We start from the raw sequence: 22,372 nt of genomic DNA, 5'->3' as shown, positions 1-22,372 counted from the left end.
TTCTTCGGAATGGCAAGCTTTTTTTGTTTAGCAAAAGGAAATATCATGAAAATGAATGCGCCCTTCTTTCCTCCTAGAAAAGGGGCATTTGGGACGATTAATGAAAGCGTTATTTTTAAAATGTCCAAATCAGTGGACATCGATTAAGAAATACTCGAGCCAAAGAAGGCTATAGTAAAGATACGGAGGGAGACAGTATGAAGCTGAGCAAGAGAGAAACACGTTTGATTGAGCAGTTTATGACACAAGGGATGAATTTGACCGCTAATGAACTAGCCACAGCTGCTAAGGTTTCAACAAAAACCATTTATCGGACGATCAAGCGGATCAATGAGGCTGCTGGTTCAGAAATCATTCGGTCTGAAATCGGCAAAGGATTTTGTTTGGATTATGAAGCGTATCTCAAAGGCACGATTGAAAATCAAGAAACGGATCAACATGATGAGCCGCTTGAGCGGCGTCATGCGATTGCACTGCATGTATTGTTTAAATCACCAAAGCGATTAATGATCAAAGAGCTGTTCGCCCCTTACTATTTGAGTGAAGCAGTGATAAGTAGTGATATCAATCGTCTTTCGGAATATTTTCAGTACTTTGAACTCCAATTGATCCGATCCGATAAGAGAATTGCAGTGATTGGTACCGAAAAAAATATCCGTCGCTGTGTCAATGATCTCTTTACGAAAACCCATGTGTGGAATGAAGAAATGGTCGCGCAAAAATATCCCATCAATGCCTTTGATATCAACTTTATTACCTCCATTCTTGAATTCATTGAGCGAAAACTCGCGAACAGTATTGCGTATCCTTACAATATGAATATTTTCTCGCATCTGTATATTCTGATTTTACGAATGAGGGAAGGAGAAATTGACCGCGAAGAGATAATTGAGGGTTTAGATGAGGAAGAACAGCATTTGATTGAACAGCACCAAGAGTTTTATCAAATTGCCAAACAAGTGATTGAAAAAATCAATGCCTATCTCGTGACGGAGCTACCAGAAAGTGAGGTATTTTATCTCTACCAGTATCTAGTGTCTTCCAGAGTGGAAAACAAACCCTTGGCAATGACCAATCTGACAAAAGAAGCCAGCGAAATCACGGAGTTTTTTACTAAGCGGATGGAAAAAGCACTGGGTATCAAATTGAACCAGCAAACAGACAAGACCAATCTACTTTGCCATATCCAGCCGATGCTCTATCGGCTAAAGAATAAAATTATCGTGAAAAATGGGCTGCTGAATGACATTCAACTAGAGTACCCAAGGATTTTTGAGCAAGTGGCACAAGTCAGCAAGGAAGTGGAGCAAACCTATGGAACGAATCCCATATCGGAAGACGAGATTGGTTTCTTGGTTCTGTATTTTGTGAAATTTAAAGTCATTCGTCGGCGCAGACAGCGAGTCTTAATTATGTGCAGCAGCGGCGTAGGGACTTCTGAACTGCTGAAAGTCAAAGTCCAACGGGCATTTCCAGAGTTGGATATCGTGGATGTGCTTTCCGCTCGTATGTACCGAAAGCATGCGCAAGACTATCAGGATATCGATCTGATCTTAACCACCATTAATTTGCCAGTAGAAACGAAGGTGCCGACGATTTTAGTCAATTCGGTATTTACCAAACAGGATGAAAAGCGAGTCAAACAACTATTAGGAGAGATGTAAAGATGAAAAACGAAAGCCAAACGATCCAAGCGTTCAGCATCGCAGATGTAATCAATCCCAATCTTATCAAGATGGAAATGGAAGCGAATTCAAAAGAAGAAGCGATCACTGAACTGTCTGAACTTTTATATGAAAACCAGATAATTACCGATTTAGCAGGGTTCACCCAAGATGTCTTTGCCCGAGAAACGGAAGGAATGACCGGTATCGGGCATGGATTGGCAATTCCTCACGGAAAGTCGGACAGTGTGAAAAAAACCTCTTTAGTGATCGGAAAAACCAAGCGTCCGCTTGAATGGGAGTCCATCGATGAAGCGCCCGTTCAAGTAATTATCTTGTTTGCAGTCAAAAATACCGATGCCAATACGATGCATATCAAGCTGCTGCAAAAGGTAGCGATGCTACTAGCGGATGAATCGTTTATTGATCGTCTCGTTGCGTCAGGGACAAAGGATCAAATGATGACCTTGCTTGCTAAAGATCCAATGGCAGAAAACTAAGAAAGGGGGAGAAAAGATGAAAATCGTTGGTGTAGCTGCTTGTACTTCAGGAATCGCTCATACGTATATTGCTAAGCAGAAAATCGAAACAGCTGCGAAAGAACTTGGTCATGAAGTCCATATCGAAACCCAAGGAACCATCGGGACGGAAAGTGAATTGACGGAAGCCGCTATTCAAGCAGCCGATGTTGTCATTATTGCGGCAGATATCAAAATCGGCGGCAGAGACCGCTTTGAAGGCAAGCGAATAGTAGAAATTCCAACTAGTATGGTGATCAAAGCGCCTAAGCGTTTGCTTGAAACAATTGAAGAAAAATTAAATCAGGGATGAATCAATAAATGTTCTGACAATTCAAATTTAAAGGGGGATGAAACAAATGATGAAACAGCTGCAGTTGAAAAAACATGCCTTAACCGCCATCTCGTATATGCTGCCGGTCGTTGTCACAGCCGGGCTTTTGATTGCGATCGGCAATCTTACCAACGGCACAGTCATTGAAAATTACGATGCTGCCTATACGATCCCGGATGCACTGGTCTCGCTGGGCGTTTTAGGGATGGGGCTGCTGGCGCCAGTGATCGCTGCCGCGATCGCCTATTCCATTGCTGATCGTCCAGGAATCGCTCCGGGACTCTTTATGGGACTGATTGCCAATGCGATTGGCGCAGGCTTTTTAGGGGGAATGTTAGGAGGCTATCTCGCAGGTTATCTGGTCTTATTCTTAGTAAAAAACCTTAAAGTACCACGTTGGGCACAAGGTCTGATGCCAATGATGATCGTACCGGTCTTGTCGACACTGATCGTCGGTGCTTTGATGTTCTTCGTCATCGGTGTACCGATCGTGTGGGCTACGGAGGCGTTGACTACTTTCTTAACGAATCTGCAAGGCTCGGGGAATTTCTTATTTGGCGCGATTGTCGGTGGCATGGCTGCCTTTGATTTTGGCGGACCCGTCAACAAAGTCGCCTCGCTATTTGCTGATGGTCTATTACTGGAAGGCATTCAAGAACCCGAAGCCGTGAAAATTTTAGCCTCAATGGTGCCTCCCTTTGGTGTTACGATCTCTTGGGGCCTCTCTCGTCTCTTACGCCGGCCCAAATATTCTACGGAAGAAGAAGACAACATCAAGATCGCTTTTCCAATGGGCCTTTGTATGATTACAGAAGGAGTGATCCCGATCGCTGCCGTCGACCCGTTTCGCGTCATTTTTTCTTGTACGGTCGGAGCAGCCGTCGGCGGTGGTCTAAGCATGGTTTGGGGCGTCGGTTCACCAGTGCCATCTGGTGGGGTCTTCATCATTCCTGCCATGACGGATCCACTGAAATTTACCATCGCACTCCTGATTGGTTCTGCCATCACCGGTGTTTTGCTGTTTGCATTGAAAAAGGCACCCGTGGAAATGCCGATCATGGAAGAGGAAGAAGACATTGACTTTTCGTCGATTGAAATTTCCTAAAAAAAGGAGCGAAGAAGATGTATGTATCAATGAAAGAGATGCTGCAAAAAGCCAATCGAGAAAACTATGCGGTTATGGCCATCAATTGTTTCAACCTGGAAACCGCTAAAGCAGTGATCGATGCCGCTGCAGAATCACATGCACCCATCATCGTGGATTTGCTGCAAGACCATTTAAAGACCCATCTAGATCATCGTTACTTAACCCAGCCGATCATTCGAATGGCGGAAAATGCCAATGTGGAGGTTGCCATCAATCTGGATCACGGACAGGATATCGCCTTCGTCAAACAATGTCTCCATGAAGGGTTCTCAAGCGTCATGATGGATGCCTCTATGCATCCTTTAGAAAAAAACATCGCCATCACCAAAGAGATCGTACAGTTTGCGCAAGCCTATAATGCCAGTGTCGAAGCAGAAGTTGGGGACATGGGAGCAGTGGCTGGGGATCAGTTTACTAGCGATGGGATGTATACCGATCCAGAGGAAGCCATCCATTTTATTCGAGCAACCGGGGTCGACTGTCTCGCCCTTTCTTACGGCTCCAGTCATGGGGATTATCCAGCAGGATATCGCCCGGCATTTCGCTTTGACATCGTTCAAACAATCAAAGAAGCCACTGACCTACCGCTGGTTTTGCATGGCGGCTCGGGAGCCGGCAGTGAAAATATCTTGCGTTCCGTGGCATTAGGGATCAATAAGATCAATGTAGGGGCTGATTTTATGAAAGCCCAGAGAAATGCCCTGCACCAACAGCTGAATGCTTGTCCGGAAAGCGATTATCCGACCCTGGTCCACCAAACCATCGAAGCAGGAAAAGCAGTCGTCAAAGAGTATATCGAATTATCTGGATCAAAAAACAAATCACTTTAAAAAGATTGGAGCACACTTATATGTTGATCAATATGAAACAATTACTGACCGTTGCCAAAGAAAATCAATTTGCCGTTGGTGCCTTTAACGTCGCAGACAGTAACTTCTTACGCGTCGTTATCGAAGCAGCGGAAGAAAACGATGCACCAGCCATCATTGCGATCCACCCAACAGAATTGGCCTTTACAAAGGATGAATTTTTCCACTATGCAGTTTCCAGAGCGAAAAACAGTTCTGTGCCGATCGTGATCCATATGGATCATGGCGACAGTCTGGCGAGTATCATGCGGGCGATCCATTGCGGGTTCAGCTCAGTGATGATTGATGGGTCGTTGCTGCCTTTTGAAGAAAATATTGCTCTGACAAAACAGATTACCGAGATTTGCCATCCGATTGGGGTTTCTGTCGAAGGCGAGCTGGGAACGATCGGTAATACCGGAACCTCCGTTGAAGGGGGCGTCTCCGAAGTGATTTATACTCGTCCAGAAGATGCACAAGAATTCATTGAGAAGACAGGCATTGACACTCTGGCAGTTGCGATTGGAACTGCCCATGGTATTTATCCGAAAGATATCAAACCGGAATTAAAAATGGATGTCTTACAAGAAATCAAAGATCGTGTCGATATCCCATTGGTGTTGCATGGCGGATCGGCCAATCCCGATGAAGAAATCGCTCAGGCAGTGGCAATCGGTATCCAAAAAGTAAATATCTCCTCTGATTATAAATACGCCTTTTACAAAAAATGCCGTCAAATTTTAGCTGAAACAGAATTATGGGATCCAAATGCTATTTACCCAGAATGCATTGAGGCAGCCAAAACAGTGGTTACGCAAAAAATGTCCCTCTTCAATGCAATTGGGAAAGCAGCTCTGTATCGCCAGCAAAATATCCAGCCATGGCGTAGTGAACAAAACTAAACAGCAAACAAATAATGGAAACACCCTCGAAAATCGCTAAATTGCGGCTTTTCAAGGGTGTTTTTTTTATTGCGCATTATTTTCTTGCAGCATACGAATCCCCTTTTCCTGAACCTGCCGAGCGATAAACGCCAAATCATTCGAAGTCAGGTTGATGTCTGCATAATGAAATAAGTTTTTTCTGCAGGAGGGGGTCAGATTGCCGATGATCAAATCATAAGTCTCGTCCAGTCTGGTCAGAGAAAACGAGTCCAGAGGATTTAAAATCGTGATGGTTAGCTGATAAGGAATAAACTGTTGGATTTTCGTTTGGATAAATTCCGTATGGTAACTATTCGTATCATAAAACAAAGCTAAGCGAAAGCCAGCATTGGCATCGATGATTTCTTTAGCGAAATTTGGGAAAGATATATGGAAAATATAAATCAGGTAATTGATCGTACTTGGTCGAATGATCGGTAAATTTGAATGGGTCAAAAGGTGAACGATGTCTCGATTGACTGCCTGTTGGACCAAATCACAGTTGTTGACAAAACGAGCAAAGCGATCATCCAAGATGCAGTAAGGAACGCGCAAGTTGATCCCAAGAAAATAAGAAAAGACCACAGCGTCGAGTTTCTCTTCAAAGTCGGCTTCATGATAGTTGTACTTTTTAAATATACGTTTGGTCATTTGATAAAACTCTTGTTTGGTCTTACGAAAGACGTTGGGGTCTTGACCAATATGGGTCGTGACATAACCGACCATTTTCTCGACGTAGGCCCGACTGTAGCCGGTAAATTCGCTCAAATCGATTTTCTCTAAGAAATATTCGACGTGGTTTCCATTGGGGTTGGAGGCGTATAGGCGATCGCGCTTCGTGTTGATATAGATCACAAAAGCGATTTTTTTGATGTCGGAAAAATAAAGCTTTAAGGGCGTCGCTGCCGCCATGATACGGGCGATTTTCAAAAAATCCTGTTCTTGGTTGATGTTGGCATCCACAAATTCATACTGGTACTTTTCTAAGAAGAAAATCAGAAAAAACTGGCGAATGTTGTGTTCATTTCCTTTTAACTGGATGGGTTTGGTCGCGATGAAGAAATCATATGGTGCCAGAACCATGTTGATCCTCTTGATCAAACGAATGATCGACGATTTGCTTAAATTTAATTCTAGAGCCAACATATCATAACTAGTGAAACTTGATGAGAAGAGTAGTTCCAATAATTGAAATGCAGAAGAGCGAGTCAAAAACTGGCTGTATACGTCTAGCCGAGTAGCAAAGGGATGCAAGTGGAGACGAACAGCTGAATAATCGTCAAATTGTAAGTCCAGAAACGAAAATTCATTGTCGATTTCCGCGATATAGGTTTTCGCTGCAGACATTGAAATGGAAAATTTTACTGCCAAATCGTGAAGACTCGTTCCCTGATCGTCTAATAAATACTCAATCAGCTGTAGTTTCTTTTGTGTCGTAGATGATAACAATTTCCGTAACATGATTCCCCCTGAGCCCCCTTTTAAGTAAATAGTATCACGTTTTTACATGTATTCAAAAAAATTGCGTGTTGTATTTTTTTTGAATACATCCCACCCCAAAATTTTGGGAAAATAGAAGTGTGGAATAGTAGTAATACGTTTGATACAAGTAGCAAAGACCAAAATTTTTGAATCATGGGGAGGAGGCAAAAAGCAGTTGTTTGTTGGGATATCTTGCTCACTGTTGAACAATGTTATTCGTCGAGCGCTTCCGAGATCAATTGAAAAAATTTCAATAAAAAGGAATGAACAATTATGAAAAAACAATTTTCTATCTATATATGTTTGCTAGTCTTGCTTGGATCCATTTTTTGTGAACCAACGATCATACTAGCAGAAGCAATCAACGCAACTGATAGTACCGAAAGAACGGCTGAAACGCTGGAAAGTACCGAACCTGAGACGGGAACGATCGATACGGAAAAAGCACCTACGGATTCATCGACAGCGGGAGCAGTTCAGTCAGAAATGAGTCAAGCAGAAGAAGAACAAGCAACCGTCCCTAGTGAAAGTCAAGCAACCCAAGCATCTTCGACACTGAATCAAAACAGCATTCAACCCCGAGCACCAGATACTGAAGCGGAAACGGAAGCTTCTACTACCGCTGAGAATCTTAGTGCCAACCTAAACGAACGGGGAGTACAACTTTTTGACAATGTCCGAATTACTGACTTAAACGATCAACCCTTCACTGCCGAAAATCCACCGATGTATAACGGCAACATCAAAATTCATTTTGACTGGTCGTTAGAAGATACGGAAGAAATTCGCGCAGGCGATTATTATACGTATCAATTGCCGGAATATTTTGCTATTCATAACACCGTTAGCGGCGAATTGACCCGTTCTGGCGGGCAATCGATCGGAACCTTTACCTTAGCACTCGATGGCACGTTGACTGTTACTTTTAACGAAGCGGCACAAACACTTTCCAACCGCTCAGGGACTATCGATCTAATTACGGAATTAAGTGTGAGCACTGTCACCGAAGAAGTGACGATTCATACTGGGATCTACGATGAAGATGGTCATGAGATCATCATTACATTGCCTATTTATGAAGTCGACATCATTAAGACTGGTAACGTGACTTCCAGCGGTTCAGTGGTTTGGGAAATTATTTTTAACCAAACCAGTCGTGAATTGCATGATGTGGTGATCACCGATAAAATGCCTCAAGGTTTGTCTTATAGTACTTCGACAGGCTACTTGTACGATAAAGCCACCGAGGAGTGGGTTCGTACCGATGGCTTATATACTTTTAACAGCGTCAACAACACGTTTACCTTCAATCAAACGGTTAATCAACCGGTTCGAATCGTCATCAATAGTGCAGTCACCGATCCAACGGCTTCTTCTTTCAAAAACACGGCAACAATCAACGGCAGCGATTTTACAGAAAAAACTGCAGAAGCAACGGTTACTTACGATGAGCAATCGGAATACAAACGGTTCAAAGGCTATGATCAAGAAACGAAACGAGCATCATGGGAAATTTCCGTCACATTGGACAAAGACCAAGCCAGAGTTTTGGATCAGACCTATTCAGGAACGGATCCTGAAAAAGCCCTACACTTTTTTGTTCCAGAGACTTTGGTGATCACTGACAAAGATGGTAACTCGATCCCAACAGAAGATTGGTCCTTTGATGGGACGTACCAGCTGGATAAAGAGGGGGAAATCGTCCGCTTTGGTATCACGTTTGCCAAAGCTGGTTACTACAAGATCCAATACGATACCCAGTTGTATGAATCTGTTCTAGCTGATACTCGTATTTACAACTACGCTTCGATCCGCGACAATCAAAATAGCTCGTTGACGGGCAGTGGGACAGTGACGCCAACCAAAACGATCGGTGTCGTGAAAACAGCTGGCACCAAAGACTATGAAACGAAGACTGTCGCATGGAAAATTGATGCCAATACCAATCAGCAAAAAGTTAGCGACCTGATTATAGAAGACCGCTATCAATTGATCTCTGGCGCAAACAGTAGTGCGTTAGCTTTATTGGCGGATACGCTAGTAGTGACAGCCAGCGGCGTGACCGAGCCTTTAGAGCTCAATACCGACTATACGCTAGAGCTAATCACAGAAACGAAAACACTAGCCGATGGCTCAACGAAGGAACTTGAGACTGGTTTTCGGATCAAGCTGCAAGGGGCGTACCAAACGACCTCGGCAACGATCACGGTTAATTTCAAAACTAGCTTCGATGTTTCACAGCAGATCGCATTAGGAAGTTCTAGCAGTCGTTTTAGTAATGCAGCGTTTGTCCATTATAAAGATGAAGCCGGCAATACGTTCACGGAAGCCTCTGAATCCAATACTTGGATGGATACCAACTGGTTAAAAAATGCCTTGAAATACGGCCTATTTATTGGTGAAGGGGAAGATGTCGCCAAAGCGATTACTGCCGTATTAGGTCGGAACTTAGGAACTATTTTTGATGAGCAGACCGCCTCTAGCGATCAAGTCTATTGGATGGGGCTATTCAATACGTACAAAGAAAAAATCAACAAAGATGCAATCATCACGGACCAGCTGCAAGAAGGCCAAACCTTGAAAGACTTGGCGCTTTACACGGTCACAGTAACTGGGTATACGACACAAGTCAGAGCACTAAAAGAGCAATTGGTGCTAAACGAGGATTACAGTTACACCTATGACCCTGACACGAAGAAAGTTACGATCACCTTGCTGAAAGAAACGTCAGAAACACTGGCGGTCTTCTTGGCAACGGAAGCAGCGGAAGATGTATTTACCTACAAAAATACTATTACATTGACGGACAATGACACAACGTTGACTGCCGATGGCCAAGCCGATAAGTCGGCGAAAACGGACTGGTTGATGAAAAACGGTAGTCAGAATGCCGACAACAATCGGTTAATCGATTGGGAAATCATGATCAACGCTGACAGTCGCAAAATCCACAATGCGGTGGTCACCGATACCATCAACTACAATCAACACACCTTTTTACGAGATGCCGACGATGCCGTGATCGTAGATGTGTATGAAGCGGTCTTAAACAATGGCACGTGGGAAAAAGGAGAAAAAGTCACCTTCACCAACGAGGACAATCCGAAAATCACCTCGGATGTGGCAGCAGGGACGCAATCGTTAGTGATCGCTTTTGAAGAAATGATTGATAACCCATACTTTATCGTTTATCAAACACAGCTTGATCCTGGGATTTTGAACAATGAACGGGTGGCCAACAGTGTCAATTTGACGGGTAGTGAGATCGAGATTCACACAGTGACCAAAGAAATCACTATCAAATCGACAGATGGCAGCGGAACGTCTTCTGGGACGAACGGCTCTTTGACGATCATGAAATACGATGCAGACGGCACCAAAGAACGAGGGATCGATAAAGAAGCGGTTTTCCAATTAAGCCGCAAAAATGCGCAAAATACCTATGAAGTCATCTTGTCGAATCTGGTGGTCAAAAACAATCAGATCATGGAAAACGGCAACGCCATTGATCGGATCGACAATCTGCGTTACGGCGATTATATGATCCAAGAAATCACCGCACCGGAAGGATACGAACGAGATGCGACTCAGTACACCTTCACTATTTCTGATAAGCAAGTCAATTATGTCTTTGAACTAGCCAACAAGCGGGAAATCAAAGAAACGACCCACGCCTTGAATGTTCAGAAGCTGCTTGATGGGCGCGAGCTAAAAGACGGCGAATTTACGTTCCAACTAGTGGATGAAACTGGCTCTGTGATTCTAACCCAAACCAATGACGGCAACGGTCAAGTTGCCTTTGACGCCATCACTTACAACGAGCCTGGCGAATACCACTACACGATTCGGGAAAAAGCCGGCGATGATCCAACCATCACCTATAGCGACAAAGAACTAAAGGTAACCGTGACCGTCACTGAAGAAGATAGCCAGTTGATTGCGAAAGCAGTCTATGAAGGCAATCAAGTCTTCGAAAATGACTATACGCCAAAAGCCGGTAGTGTCGTTTTGAATGCTGAGAAAGTGCTGATCGGTCGTGATTTGAAAGCAGAAGAATTTGACTTCGAATTAGTCAATGAAGCAGGAACTGTACTTCAAACAAAAGCCAATGATGCCACTGGCAAGATCTACTTTGACGCGCTCCCTTACGAGGAAGCCGGTGAGTATCACTACACCATCCGTGAGAAAGCAGGAACTGACGGTACCATCACTTACGATGCAAAAGAACTAGCGGTAGTCGTGACCGTCACCGATGAAGACGGACAATTGACCGCAGTGGCGGAATATGAAGGCAACCAAGTCTTTGAAAATGACTATACGCCAAAAGACGGCGGAGTGGTGCTGAATGCTGAGAAAGTATTGACCGGTCGCACGCTGGAAGCCAACGAGTTTGCCTTTGAGCTGGTAGATGAAGAAGGCAATGTACTTCAAACAAAAGCCAATAACGCAACCGGACAAATCTACTTCGATGAATTGACATATGGCGAAGTCGGCGAATACCGCTACACGATTCGAGAAAAAGCTGACGCAGATAGTACCATTACCTATGACATGAAAGAAATTGGCGTTGTCGTGAAAGTAACCGATGAAGACGGGCAACTAGTGGCAAAAGCAACATATGATGGCAATACAATCTTTGAAAATGACTATACGCCAAAAGACGGCGGAGTGGTGCTGAATGCTGAGAAAGTATTGACCGGCCGCACGCTGGAAGCCAACGAATTTGCCTTTGAACTGGTAGATGAAGAAGGCAACGTACTCCAAACAAAAGCCAATGACGCAACCGGACAAATCTACTTCGATGAATTAATGTATGACAAAGACGGCGAATACCGCTACACGATTCGAGAAAAAGCTGACGCAGATAGTACCATTACCTATGACATGAAAGAAATTGGCGTTGTCGTGAAAGTAACCGATGAAGACGGGCAACTAGTGGCAAAAGCAACGTATGATGGCAATGCGATCTTTGAAAACGACTATCAACCAAAAGCTGGTAGTGTCGTACTGAGTGCCGAAAAAGTCTTGATCGGTCGTACGGTACAAGCAAATGAATTCGATTTTGAACTAGTCGATGAAGATGGAACTGTTCTTCAAACAAAAGCCAATGATGCAACCGGACAAATCTACTTTGACGCTCTCGCCTATGAGGAAGCTGGCGAATACCGCTATACCATCCGTGAGCAAGCAGGAACTGACGGCACCATCACTTACGATACGAGAGAACTGGCAGTAGTCGTTACCGTCACTGATGAAGACGGACAGTTGACCGCAGTGGCAGAATACGAAGGCAACCAAGTCTTTGAAAACAGCTACCAACCAAAAGCCGGCAGTGTTGTACTAAGTGCCGAGAAAGTATTGACCGGTCGTACGCTACAAGCAAATGAATTCGACTTTGAACTAGTCGATGAAGAAGGGAACATTCTTCAAACAAAAGCCAATGATGCAACTGGCAAGATCTACTTTGACGCGCTCCCTTACGAAGAAACAGGTGAGTACCACTACACCATTCGTGAGAAAATAGACAGCGATGGCACTATCACGTACGATACAAAAGAACTAGCGGTAGTCGTGACCGTCACCGATGAAGACGGACAGTTGACCGCAGTGGCAGAATACGAAGGCAACCAAGTCTTTGAAAACAGCTATCAACCAAAGGCTGGTAGTGTCGTATTGAATGCCGAGAAAGTCTTAACTGGTCGTACACTACAAGCAAATGAATTCGATTTTGAACTAGTCGATGAAGACGAAACTGTACTTCAGACAAAAGCCAATGATGCAACCGGACAAATCTACTTTGACGCTCTCGCCTATGATGAAACAGGTGAGTACCACTACACTATTCGTGAGAAAGCAGGAACTGACGGTACCATCACCTACGATGCGAAAGAACTGGCAGTAGTCGTAACGGTCACCGATGAAGCCGGACAGTTGACTGCAGTGGCGGAATATGAAGACAATCAAGTCTTTGAAAACAGCTACCAGCCACAAGCAGGCAGTGTCGTACTAAGTGCTAAGAAAGTCTTGACGGGTAGAGACTTGCAAGCCAACGAATTCATATTTGAATTAGTGGATGAAGCTGGAAAGGTTCTGCAAACCCAACGCAATGACGCAAATGGAACGATTACCTTTGATGCATTGACGTATGACGATGCTGGGGAACATCGTTACACGATTCGTGAAAAAGCTGGCAACGACGCAACGATCATCTATGATGAAACCACCTATCAAGTAACGGTCACAGTCAAAGATCAAGCAGGAAAATTAGTAGCTGAAGCGGAGCAAACGGCAGACATGGTATTCAACAACCGTGTCAAAGAAGGCAAAACAACGAAACCGGGAACTGGCAACTTACCGAAAACCAATGACACCACGACCGCTGATTGGGTCGTCTTGGGACTGTTGTTAGTAGTAATTGCAGTGGGCATCTACCTTGATTGCAAAAAACGGACGCCGTTATCATAGGCAGGGGAAGCAACAGAGCAGAAAGAGAAAGCGGGATGAGGCCAACTTGTCCCGCTTTTTCCTGCCCTATTTTTCTTCACTTCAAAGAAAAAAAGCGTCAAAAGTATGAAACGCTAGGAAGCGAACAATCAGCAAACCAAGACTCAAGAAGGGAACGAAGGGCAACTGCGCCAATCGTTTCTTCCAGATGCCTTGATAGCTAAAAAAAGCGAGGAGACCAAGACTGCTGGCTACCAGTAAGAGGGTCAAAAGGGTCGGTGGCGCTAGCCAAATGCTCCAACCTGCCAGCACTAAGAGATCGCCACCGCCCATTTTTTCCTGCCAGACAAAAAAGACCAGTGGAACCAGCAAGCCTAAAGACAGCCATTGAAAAGAAGCGCCGCTTCTAAGCTGTGCCAGCGCTAGCAGTAGGTGGGCGGGGTACAGCAGTTGTGGGTAGACGCTATAGTCTATCAAGTCGGTCAAGCTGAGTAAAAAGGCACTGGTCAGCCAGACAAAAGTCAGGAAGCTTTCTGAATCATGAAAGGCAACCCCGCAAAGTCCGCCATAGCACAAGCAGGCGAAAACCCAATAAAACGGGGGTGAAAGCCATCTCGTAGGAAGGCGAAAAAACCAATGGTTATCCGAAACTTTGTTCACTTTCTGGTAGTGAGAACGAGAATCACTTTTTAGTGGATTCCAAAACAGGGTATGTAAGAGCAAAAGCCAAAAGAAGCCGAGTAAAGCGCCTAAAAAAAACACGAAAATCGTCATTTTTCGATCCTCCTTATAAAGAAATACGTAAGAGAGTGAGAAATTTTCTCAAATAGATGATTTTGTTGTACTTTTTATTTGTTTCGTATTATCCTTAAAATAGATAATTTAGAGGAGGAATCGTTATGAAATTTGAACAAACAAAAGAAGTATTAAACCAACTTGTTGCTGATTTAAGCCAAATGGCTATGGTCGTTCACCAAACACACTGGTACATGCGTGGACCTGGCTTTTTGACATTGCATCCAATGATGGACGAATTCATGGATGATCTAAATGAGCAATTGGATGAAGTTTCTGAACGCTTGATTACATTAGACGGTTCACCATATTCAACTTTGCGTGAAATGGCAGAACACACTCAAATCCCTGATGAAGTCGGCAACTGGGACCGCACGATTCCAGAACGCTTAGCTACATTGGTGGAAGGCTACCGTTACTTAGCGGACTTATACCAAAAAGGGATCGAAGTATCTGGTGAAGAAGGCGACGACCCAACCCAAGATATCTTCATCGGCTTCAAAACAGCCATCGAAAAACGTATTTGGATGATCCAAGCGCACTTAGGCGAAGCGCCATTGATCGATCCAGCGAAATCTCGCGTACGTCATTAATCAACAAAAAAACCAGCGAAGAATTTTCTTCGCTGGTTTTTTTACTTGCCCGCCAATAATGCTTTAGCGGCTTCAATTTGCTGTGCCACTTGATCAAAACCGGTGCCGCCATAAGAATGACGATTTTTGACGGCGGTATAGGAATCAAGTTTTTCAAAAATATCGCTGTCGATGGCAGGATGGATCGCTTGGTAGTCTTCCAAGGAAACATCTTGCAGATAGATGCCTTTGCTCAAACACTCGCTAACGAGTTTGCCGACGATCTCATGGGCTTGTCTGAAAGGCACACCTTTGCCGGCTAAGTAATCCGCTAATTCTGTTGCGTTGGAAAAATCCTTTTCAGTGGATTCTTGCATTCGTGCTTGATTGACCTTCATCGTTGCGATCATGCCCGTCATGATCTGCAAGCTTTTCGTGATGGTTTCGGCACTGTCAAACATGCCTTCTTTGTCTTCTTGGAAATCTTTGTTGTACGCCAGCGGCAAGCCCTTCATGACCGTCAAAAGACCAAAGAGGTTCCCATAGACACGTCCTGTTTTTCCACGGATCAGCTCCGCCATGTCAGGGTTTTTCTTTTGAGGCATGATGGAACTGCCGGTGGAGAAGGTATCGGTCAGTTCCACGAATTGGTACTCGTGGCTGCACCAAAGAATCAGCTCTTCACAAAAACGAGACAGATGCATCATCAATAAAGAGGCATTGCTTAAAAATTCCAAGATAAAATCACGATCGCTGACCGCATCTAGGCTGTTGCTGTAAATATTGCTGAACCCTAACTCTTGAGCAGTGAAGGCACGATCGATAGGGAAGGTAGTTCCTGCCAAAGCAGCACTGCCTAAAGGCATCACATCGATGCGACTCAAACTCTCACTGAAACGTTCTTGGTCACGCGTCAGCATACTGTAATAGGATAAGAGGTGATGGGCAAAAGAAATCGGCTGTGCATGCTGCAGATGGGTATAACCGGGCATGATGGTGTAGATGTTGGCTTCGGCTTGTAAAACCAGCGCTTCTCGCAATTCAGCGATCAAAGTGATCACGTCTTGCACGACTTCTTTCAAATACAAATGCATATCGGTTGCCACTTGGTCATTACGACTACGGGCAGTATGCAATTTGCCTGCCACTGGTCCAATCAATTCATGCAAGAATGTCTCGATGTTTAAATGGATGTCCTCATTTTCAATCGTGAAGGTCAATTCGCCAGCGGCTAATTGCTGTTGAATCGTGGTCAAGCCGTCAATGATCGCTTCGCCATCGGTTTGACTGATGATGCCCGTATGGACCAGCATTTTGACATGTGCCAAACTGCCAAGAATGTCTTGCTTTGCTAACTTTTGATCAAACGTGATGGAAGCCCCAAAAGCATCGATCCATGCTTCATTTTTTCCATCGAAACGTCCGCCCCATAATTTTGCCATATTCTCACCTCAAAAAAAGATTACGGCTGAAGCGGCAGCTTCAGCCGTGCATACTTAAATCAATGTTTCTGTTAGTTGCTGTTGTGCTTGGATCTCAGCGTGCACTTTGCTTGGCAGTCCCCATAATTTGATGAAGCCGATGGCCGCATGCTGATCAAAGGTATCTGCAGAAGTATACGTTGCTAAGTTTTCATCGTACAGGCTGTTTTCAGATTTCCGTCCTTCACAGATGACGTTGCCTTTGAATAATTTCAAACGCACGATTCCGTTGACGTAGACTTGTGTGCTTTTCAGGAAGGTAATCAAGGCTTCCGTCAATGGATTGAACCAAAGACCATCATAGATGACTTGCGCTAATTGCTGCTCGATGATTGGTTTGAAATGCGCCAATTCCCGTACAAAGACCAAATCTTCCAATTCTTTATGAGCCGTCATCAAAGCGATCGCTCCTGGACATTCATAAACTTCCCGTGATTTGATCCCCACCAGACGATTTTCAATATGGTCGATCCGACCAACGCCATGTTCGCCAGCCATCCGGTTCAATTTCATGATCAATTCTGCTAGATTCATCGTTTCACCATCAATGGCGGTCGGTACCCCTTGATCAAAGGTGATCTCAACGATCGTCGGTACGTCAGGCGTATCTTCTAATTCTTGCGTGATGGCGTAGGCTCCTTTTGGCGGTGTTGCCCAAGGATCTTCTAAGACGCCGCACTCACAGGCACGTCCCCACAAGTTTTGGTCGATGGAATATGGATTGTCCAAGTCAGCGGGAATCGGCACTCCTTTTTCAGCCGCATAGGCAATCTCTTCTTCTCGCGACCATTTCCATTCCCGAACCGGTGCGATGACTTTCAAGTGAGGCGCTAAAGCGGCGATCGCTACTTCAAACCGAACTTGGTCGTTGCCCTTACCAGTACAGCCGTGGGCGACGGTCGTTGCGCCAGTCGCTAATGCCAACTCCACCAATTTCTTGGCGATCAATGGACGAGACAAAGCGGAAACAAGAGGATAAGAATTTTCATAAAAAGTATTGCCTTGTAAAGCGATCAAAGCAAAATCTTGGGCGAATTCTTCGCGGGCATCGATGGCATAAGATTCAATCGCGCCAACTGCCAAAGCTTTGTCTTTAATGGATTGGGTGTCGCGACCTTCACCGATGTCTAGGCAGCAAGCCACCACATCATATCCTTGGTCCGTTAACCATTTAATTGAAACGGAGGTATCTAATCCTCCAGAATAGGCCAATATTACTTTTTCTTTCATACTTATTAACTCCTTTTCCGCGTGTTTTCAAGTGATTGAAGCTATCTTATCAGAATAAAAATAATAAATCAAGGGTAAAATTAAATATTTATACATAAAAGTGGCGATTATCAGGTTTTTATACTATTATCGATGGTTAAGGAAAAGAAGTGGATGCTCACTTCGTGGATGAAAGTTTATACATAATATTCATAAATCTATTCAGTTTTAGCAGCCTGCAACAACAAGTTTCGTTTTTCAGAGAAAATGGCAGAAAATGAATGGAGAAAATTTTCAAAAAGAGGCGGAATTACGTTGACATTAGGCTTTATAGAAGGTATTATGTTATATGGTATTGTTTGCCCCACAAGAGCCCCGGAAACTCAAGTGTATGTCAAACATTCGTGAAATTGAATTGGAGGAAAAAATTGTGCGTACAACATATATGGCCAAACCAGGCGAAGTAGAACGTAAATGGTACGTAGTAGATGCAACAGATGTTCCTATGGGTCGTCTTTCAGCAGTAGTAGCATCTGTCTTACGTGGTAAAAATAAACCAACATTCACACCTCATGTGGATACAGGCGATTTCGTAATCGTCATTAATGCAGAAAAAATTAAATTAACAGGTAACAAAGCAAGCGATAAAATTTATTACCGTCACTCAAACTTCCCAGGAGGATTGAAATCAGTCTCTGCTGGAGAATTACGTGCTAAAAATTCTCGTCGTTTGATCGAAACTTCTGTAAAAGGCATGCTTCCTAAAAACACTTTAGGCCGTAAACAAGGAATGAAACTTCATGTTTATGCTGGCGCTGAACACCCACATGCTGCACAACAACCAGAAGTATTGGACATCACAAACTTAATCTAATAGGAGGGAATTTCATTGGCACAAGCTCAATATATCGGCACTGGCCGTCGTAAAAATGCAGTAGCCCGCGTACGTTTAGTACCAGGTACTGGTAAAATTACTGTTAACAAAAAAGATGTTGAAGAATACATCCCACACGCAGACTTGCGTGAAGTAATCAACCAACCATTCGGCGTTACAGAAACTAAAGGTTCATACGATGTTTTTGTAAACGTAAATGGTGGTGGATACGCTGGACAATCAGGTGCAATCCGTCACGGTATCGCACGCGCATTGTTACAAGTTGATCCTGATTTCCGTTTAGCTCTTAAACGTGCTGGCTTACTTACTCGTGACGCACGTATGGTTGAACGTAAAAAACCAGGTCTTAAGAAAGCTCGTAAAGCTTCACAGTTTTCAAAACGTTAATCTTTTTATCGAAGATTTCAAAACACTCTCCTTTTGGAGGGTGTTTTTTTTTATGTATCAATATTGCTTCTTCTATTAATCGTAATAAATTTCTGAATGATCATAAAAATATACGGCTGATTATAATTTCAAGAAATTCCACTTCTATGGATATCATTTTCTTTGCAATTTGATTGTAGTATGAGTGGTAGTCAAAATGATGTTAGTAGGTTTAAATGAGATTATACAAGTGGAATGCAAACTGATGGGATAAATAAAAAATTTGTTAGCCAATTCGATGATAACTTAGTGTATAATTTTATAGTAAGAAGAAACTACGATTATATGTAAACGCATTCATAATGCGGCGGTTTAGTTGTATATAAGTAGAAACAGCGCTTAGCTTATGGATGAGAGTCAAGTCATGAATGTGTAATGGTCGAATGAAACAAACTGTTTTGTGAAATACTTATAAAACTAAAATTCATTAATTCAAAATAGTTGGAGGGTTTAATGAAAAATAAAATTTTGTATTATATGGAAAAAATCATGAAAAATGTTGATATAAAAAAGGAACTTATAAATGATAACAATTCTACTAAGCCGTTAGTATGTTTCCGTGGAGAGTCCATAGATTATGGAGATACCAAGTTGATGCCGTCTTTATTTCGGAATGATTCCGGAATCTTATTAGAAAAAGAACTTATTGAATTGCTAAGTGATTATGATATTCCTCAATCAAAAGATAATACTAAACTTTCAAAAACAATTGCAGGACAGCATTTTTTACAAATCAGTCGTTTACTGGATATAACGTTTAGTATTCTACCAGCGCTTTATTTTGCTAGTGACAACCAAGAAGAAGATGGGTTCGTATATACTTTTGTATTTCCAGAGTCTTTTTCTCCTAACTCAGATTATTTAAATCATTATTATGATAGCCTAGTTGCTAATGAATTTTTTCCATATTCGAAAGATTTCAAAGTAATCACACATAGCTATAATAATGAACGATTAAAAATGCAGAGCGGTGGCTTTATTCTATTTGGAGGGGAAGCTTTTTCGAAAATTCCAGAAGAATACTATTGTGAACCTACGAGAATATCAGCAGAAGATAAAGTAACGATTCGAGCACAATTGTCAAAATACTTTAATTTAAATGAATCAACTATATTTCCAGAGAAAGACAAGCGGAAAGATCCTATAATGGAGAGACTTTCCTACATAAAAAGAAATAAAGCGAATATAGGCGATTTTGTAGATATTGAATTGGAATACTGTTTCCGGAGGATCGTATTTGAAACTAGTTTGAAAAAGGAAGATCCAAAAAAAATACTGAGGTTTCTTCGGAAAGAAAAAGCTAATTTATTCACCTATATTGATAAAAACTATAAAAGCGAATCAGAAAAATATAAAAAGAGAAAAATTATCGAAGATAAGTTTACAATTATTGAATCAGGAGTGGGTTTATGAAAAATGAATTAAGATCTATATTGATAGATAACGAGATCATTACGATTGAAGATTTGAAAGCCGAAAAGTTCAAATCTCTGTTCAAATTTTATTCTATAGAAAAACAAACTGATAGTAGTATTATTACTATTTTGATAGCAGATTACAGAAATATAAATAATATTGATCAAAATGAAATCAAGCTACTGAAAAAAAATCTATTAGAATTAAGGAATGAAATTGAAAAAGGGGAAAAAATATACGAGCTATATGCATTTTTCAACGATTGGGCACAGGAAAGAGAATCTTTACGAATCTTTTTGAAAGAATCGGATAATGCAAAAGAGCGTAAAATAGTTAATGACATGTATAGTTTTATCACCTCTATCTACTATGAGACACCAGAAGAGTTACATCTCAAAGTTGATCAAGAAGGTATAAATTATTTAGAGATGCATAGAATCGAAGAATTAAACTTAGAAGCGAAAATATTCAATGTATCTATGTTGGAGTTAAAAGGCTTATTCAATATTAGAGGAAAACATTTATTTAAACTAAATGTGAGAACCGGAATCGAAAATAAAAAAAATGGCTTAGAATTAAAAGAAGATTTTAAAAATTATTTAAAAGTGGGACTTTTTAATCAAGTTGCTAAAGAAAATACTGACACGGATCTATTGGATAGTTTATCGAATTACTTTGGTATCACAGAAAGTACGAAACAGAAATTTAATCCCGATATTTTTTGGTATAAACATAACGGTATAAATATTTATATGGATGAACATGCTCTACTGGATACTTCAACGCATCTTGTTAAATTAAACCCTAAACTGGTCAGTGTTATTAACGGTGCCCAAACATTGACGAATTTTTTTATTGCTAACGATGAACTTATTAAGGAATTGGTGATAAGTGATTTTCGACTCCCAAATTTAGATATCAAAATAAATGCAGTTTTAGATTCAATCATTGTTAAAACGATATTCATAAAAGGAGATAGAAACTTATCTAAAACTATCACTTGGGGATTAAATAACCAAATTCCAATAACTCAAGAAGACTTTATTGGTGTGTCGAAAGATATTGATGAACTGAATAAAATGTTAAAGAAGTACCAATTAAAAGTATTAAAGACTGGAGAAATCTCAAAAATATATAGGGGATTATCTTCTTTGGAATTTATAAAATTATTCTATATTGCAATAGGTGACCCAGGAAGAAGTAAAAACTTTAATAAAACGAACTTAGAAAAGGATATAGGGGAGGCTGTTGCAACAATCAAGAATAATGAGGTACTACTTACGAAAATAGATATAGCTTTGCAGATTGGGAAGTGGTGGGATGATTTATATCGTAATGCTGATGATAAGTCTATTTTTCTAAGGTATGGGAAGAATTATTTTCAGAGTTTTGTAGTATGGAGGCTCGATGAGAACGACGGACTAGTCTCTTTTATAGAAACTGATTTAGAAATGTATTATGAAGAGATTGAATCGTTAGCAAAAGAAATGAATATAGAAATCAATGACTATAAATCAAATCAATCTTTTATGAAGATACAAAGGAAACTATCTAAGTCAAAAGCTATCAATATTAAGGAGAATGAAAGTAATGACGATAGAGCTTTGAGCGATTATGTCATCAACAACAAGCAAAATAATTATTCAGTATCATCGATAATCAAGAGATTTAATGAACAGCAGGGTATCGATATGGAGTATTTCCGTACTATTTCATACAAAGGGAATAAAGTTAAAGAAAATTTTCCTTTCCCTAATTCTACATTTGAAGAATTTTATAAACGAGAAAAATATATGGAAGACGACGCTTACCCAGTTTTTGAAGACTCCCTATTTTTAAAAGAAATAAGAAGGAAGTACCCTGTCTATGTTATTTTTTTGAATGAGAATAATGATATTAAGAACGTTAAATTTATCTCAACTTTTTCAGTTACAATGGCTAAAGATTGGGAAGAAAAGGCTGAGAAAGCTTTCGATTTAGTGAGAGAAGCTTTCTTGCTAGGGGATTCAACGAGATTTCCTAAAGTAAGTTCAAATATTGGATTCCATGTTCGTCCTAAAGCAGCAAATTCTAAGGATACGTTCCAGTTTAGTGATGGTGAATTTATAACGAGACGAACGTTTTGGGCTAATTCTGAGTATATAAATAAAATATTGTTAGATAATAAACTAATATAAAATAAATCAGAAAAAGCGTCAACCATACTGTTATGTTGAGT

Annotated in this window: 16 protein-coding genes; 12 read left to right on the top strand and 4 right to left on the bottom strand. The window is 41.7% G+C overall.

What is annotated here, in order from left to right; genetic code table 11:
- The first annotated feature begins 197 nt into the window (after window positions 1-197).
- The 6 genes from IGJ01_RS16765 to IGJ01_RS16740 are packed head-to-tail and all read left to right on the top strand — an operon-like array spanning window position 198 to window position 5,413.
- Window positions 198-1,664, top strand: coding sequence for a BglG family transcription antiterminator (locus tag IGJ01_RS16765; protein WP_086298896.1), 1,467 nt, complete (start codon window positions 198-200; stop codon window positions 1,662-1,664).
- A 2-nt stretch (window positions 1,665-1,666) separates the two neighbouring features.
- On the top strand, window positions 1,667-2,164 hold the full coding sequence (locus tag IGJ01_RS16760; RefSeq protein WP_061053488.1) for a PTS sugar transporter subunit IIA: 498 nt from the start codon (window positions 1,667-1,669) through the stop codon (window positions 2,162-2,164).
- Between the two features lie 16 nt (window positions 2,165-2,180).
- The gene (locus tag IGJ01_RS16755) at window positions 2,181-2,495 is read left to right on the top strand and encodes a PTS fructose transporter subunit IIB (protein ID WP_005230357.1); all 315 of its coding nucleotides are present in this window, start codon (window positions 2,181-2,183) and stop codon (window positions 2,493-2,495) included.
- A 46-nt stretch (window positions 2,496-2,541) separates the two neighbouring features.
- On the top strand, window positions 2,542-3,621 hold the full coding sequence (locus tag IGJ01_RS16750) for a PTS fructose transporter subunit IIC (protein ID WP_086298895.1): 1,080 nt from the start codon (window positions 2,542-2,544) through the stop codon (window positions 3,619-3,621).
- Window positions 3,622-3,638: 17 nt separating this feature from the next.
- A complete protein-coding gene (locus IGJ01_RS16745; protein ID WP_008381753.1) occupies window positions 3,639-4,493 on the top strand; it encodes a class II fructose-bisphosphate aldolase in 855 nt (284 codons plus the stop codon).
- A gap of 20 nt (window positions 4,494-4,513) precedes the next feature.
- Window positions 4,514-5,413: a ketose-bisphosphate aldolase gene (locus IGJ01_RS16740; protein ID WP_008381754.1), complete on the top strand. Its 900-nt coding sequence runs from the start codon at window positions 4,514-4,516 to the stop codon at window positions 5,411-5,413.
- A 66-nt stretch (window positions 5,414-5,479) separates the two neighbouring features.
- On the opposite strand, the gene IGJ01_RS16735 is transcribed toward IGJ01_RS16740, so the two are convergent.
- The gene (locus IGJ01_RS16735; RefSeq protein ID WP_008381755.1) at window positions 5,480-6,895 is read right to left on the bottom strand and encodes a helix-turn-helix domain-containing protein; all 1,416 of its coding nucleotides are present in this window, start codon (window positions 6,893-6,895) and stop codon (window positions 5,480-5,482) included.
- A 294-nt stretch (window positions 6,896-7,189) separates the two neighbouring features.
- Between IGJ01_RS16735 and IGJ01_RS16730 the strand changes: the two genes are divergently transcribed.
- Entirely contained in the window at window positions 7,190-13,381 is a 6,192-nt protein-coding gene (locus IGJ01_RS16730; RefSeq protein ID WP_430601270.1) for a Spy0128 family protein, read from the top strand.
- An 81-nt stretch (window positions 13,382-13,462) separates the two neighbouring features.
- Here IGJ01_RS16730 and IGJ01_RS16725 read toward each other — a convergent pair whose 3' ends face one another.
- Window positions 13,463-14,134: a prepilin peptidase gene (locus tag IGJ01_RS16725; protein WP_430601269.1), complete on the bottom strand. Its 672-nt coding sequence runs from the start codon at window positions 14,132-14,134 to the stop codon at window positions 13,463-13,465.
- A 125-nt stretch (window positions 14,135-14,259) separates the two neighbouring features.
- Between IGJ01_RS16725 and IGJ01_RS16720 the strand changes: the two genes are divergently transcribed.
- The gene (locus IGJ01_RS16720) at window positions 14,260-14,748 is read left to right on the top strand and encodes a Dps family protein (RefSeq protein ID WP_005230382.1); all 489 of its coding nucleotides are present in this window, start codon (window positions 14,260-14,262) and stop codon (window positions 14,746-14,748) included.
- Between the two features lie 41 nt (window positions 14,749-14,789).
- Here IGJ01_RS16720 and argH read toward each other — a convergent pair whose 3' ends face one another.
- Window positions 14,790-16,169 (bottom strand): argininosuccinate lyase, encoded by a 1,380-nt coding sequence (gene argH, locus IGJ01_RS16715; protein ID WP_429976807.1) that lies wholly within the window; start codon window positions 16,167-16,169, stop codon window positions 14,790-14,792.
- 54 nt (window positions 16,170-16,223) lie between these two features.
- Complete coding sequence (locus IGJ01_RS16710; RefSeq protein WP_005233014.1) at window positions 16,224-17,438, bottom strand: argininosuccinate synthase; 1,215 nt, start codon at window positions 17,436-17,438, stop codon at window positions 16,224-16,226.
- A 406-nt stretch (window positions 17,439-17,844) separates the two neighbouring features.
- Here IGJ01_RS16710 and rplM point away from each other — a divergent pair, with 406 nt between their 5' ends.
- From rplM to IGJ01_RS16690, 4 genes are all read left to right on the top strand, one after another.
- A complete protein-coding gene (gene rplM, locus IGJ01_RS16705; RefSeq protein ID WP_301280258.1) occupies window positions 17,845-18,291 on the top strand; it encodes a 50S ribosomal protein L13 in 447 nt (148 codons plus the stop codon).
- A 15-nt stretch (window positions 18,292-18,306) separates the two neighbouring features.
- Window positions 18,307-18,699, top strand: coding sequence for a 30S ribosomal protein S9 (gene rpsI / locus IGJ01_RS16700; RefSeq protein WP_003128901.1), 393 nt, complete (start codon window positions 18,307-18,309; stop codon window positions 18,697-18,699).
- Between the two features lie 492 nt (window positions 18,700-19,191).
- The gene (locus IGJ01_RS16695) at window positions 19,192-20,151 is read left to right on the top strand and encodes an FRG domain-containing protein (RefSeq protein WP_400451183.1); all 960 of its coding nucleotides are present in this window, start codon (window positions 19,192-19,194) and stop codon (window positions 20,149-20,151) included.
- On the top strand, window positions 20,148-22,331 hold the full coding sequence (locus IGJ01_RS16690) for a hypothetical protein (RefSeq protein ID WP_430601268.1): 2,184 nt from the start codon (window positions 20,148-20,150) through the stop codon (window positions 22,329-22,331). The genes IGJ01_RS16695 and IGJ01_RS16690 overlap by 4 nt, the downstream gene beginning before the upstream one ends.
- Window positions 22,332-22,372 lie beyond the last annotated feature (41 nt).

Origin of the sequence: Enterococcus sp. AZ089 (assembly GCF_050547225.1) — a bacterium.
In the GTDB taxonomy this organism is placed as follows: domain Bacteria; phylum Bacillota; class Bacilli; order Lactobacillales; family Enterococcaceae; genus Enterococcus_D; species Enterococcus_D entomosocium.
Note: the sequence above shows the minus strand (reverse complement) of the source record. Positions and strands in the feature narration are given on the sequence as shown.

Excerpts from the sequence above, each read along its gene's own strand:
- IGJ01_RS16765 (WP_086298896.1), top strand. The coding sequence starts at position 198 with ATGAAGCTGAGCAAGAGAGAAACACGTTTGATTGAGCAGTTTATGACA.
- IGJ01_RS16760 (WP_061053488.1), top strand. The coding sequence starts at position 1,667 with ATGAAAAACGAAAGCCAAACGATCCAAGCGTTCAGCATCGCAGATGTA.
- IGJ01_RS16755 (WP_005230357.1), top strand. The coding sequence starts at position 2,181 with ATGAAAATCGTTGGTGTAGCTGCTTGTACTTCAGGAATCGCTCATACG.
- IGJ01_RS16750 (WP_086298895.1), top strand. The coding sequence starts at position 2,542 with ATGATGAAACAGCTGCAGTTGAAAAAACATGCCTTAACCGCCATCTCG.
- IGJ01_RS16745 (WP_008381753.1), top strand. The coding sequence starts at position 3,639 with ATGTATGTATCAATGAAAGAGATGCTGCAAAAAGCCAATCGAGAAAAC.
- IGJ01_RS16740 (WP_008381754.1), top strand. The coding sequence starts at position 4,514 with ATGTTGATCAATATGAAACAATTACTGACCGTTGCCAAAGAAAATCAA.
- IGJ01_RS16735 (WP_008381755.1), bottom strand. The coding sequence starts at position 6,895 with ATGTTACGGAAATTGTTATCATCTACGACACAAAAGAAACTACAGCTG.
- IGJ01_RS16730 (WP_430601270.1), top strand. The coding sequence starts at position 7,190 with ATGAAAAAACAATTTTCTATCTATATATGTTTGCTAGTCTTGCTTGGA.
- IGJ01_RS16725 (WP_430601269.1), bottom strand. The coding sequence starts at position 14,134 with ATGACGATTTTCGTGTTTTTTTTAGGCGCTTTACTCGGCTTCTTTTGG.
- IGJ01_RS16720 (WP_005230382.1), top strand. The coding sequence starts at position 14,260 with ATGAAATTTGAACAAACAAAAGAAGTATTAAACCAACTTGTTGCTGAT.
- argH (WP_429976807.1), bottom strand. The coding sequence starts at position 16,169 with ATGGCAAAATTATGGGGCGGACGTTTCGATGGAAAAAATGAAGCATGG.
- IGJ01_RS16710 (WP_005233014.1), bottom strand. The coding sequence starts at position 17,438 with ATGAAAGAAAAAGTAATATTGGCCTATTCTGGAGGATTAGATACCTCC.
- IGJ01_RS16695 (WP_400451183.1), top strand. The coding sequence starts at position 19,192 with ATGAAAAATAAAATTTTGTATTATATGGAAAAAATCATGAAAAATGTT.
- IGJ01_RS16690 (WP_430601268.1), top strand. The coding sequence starts at position 20,148 with ATGAAAAATGAATTAAGATCTATATTGATAGATAACGAGATCATTACG.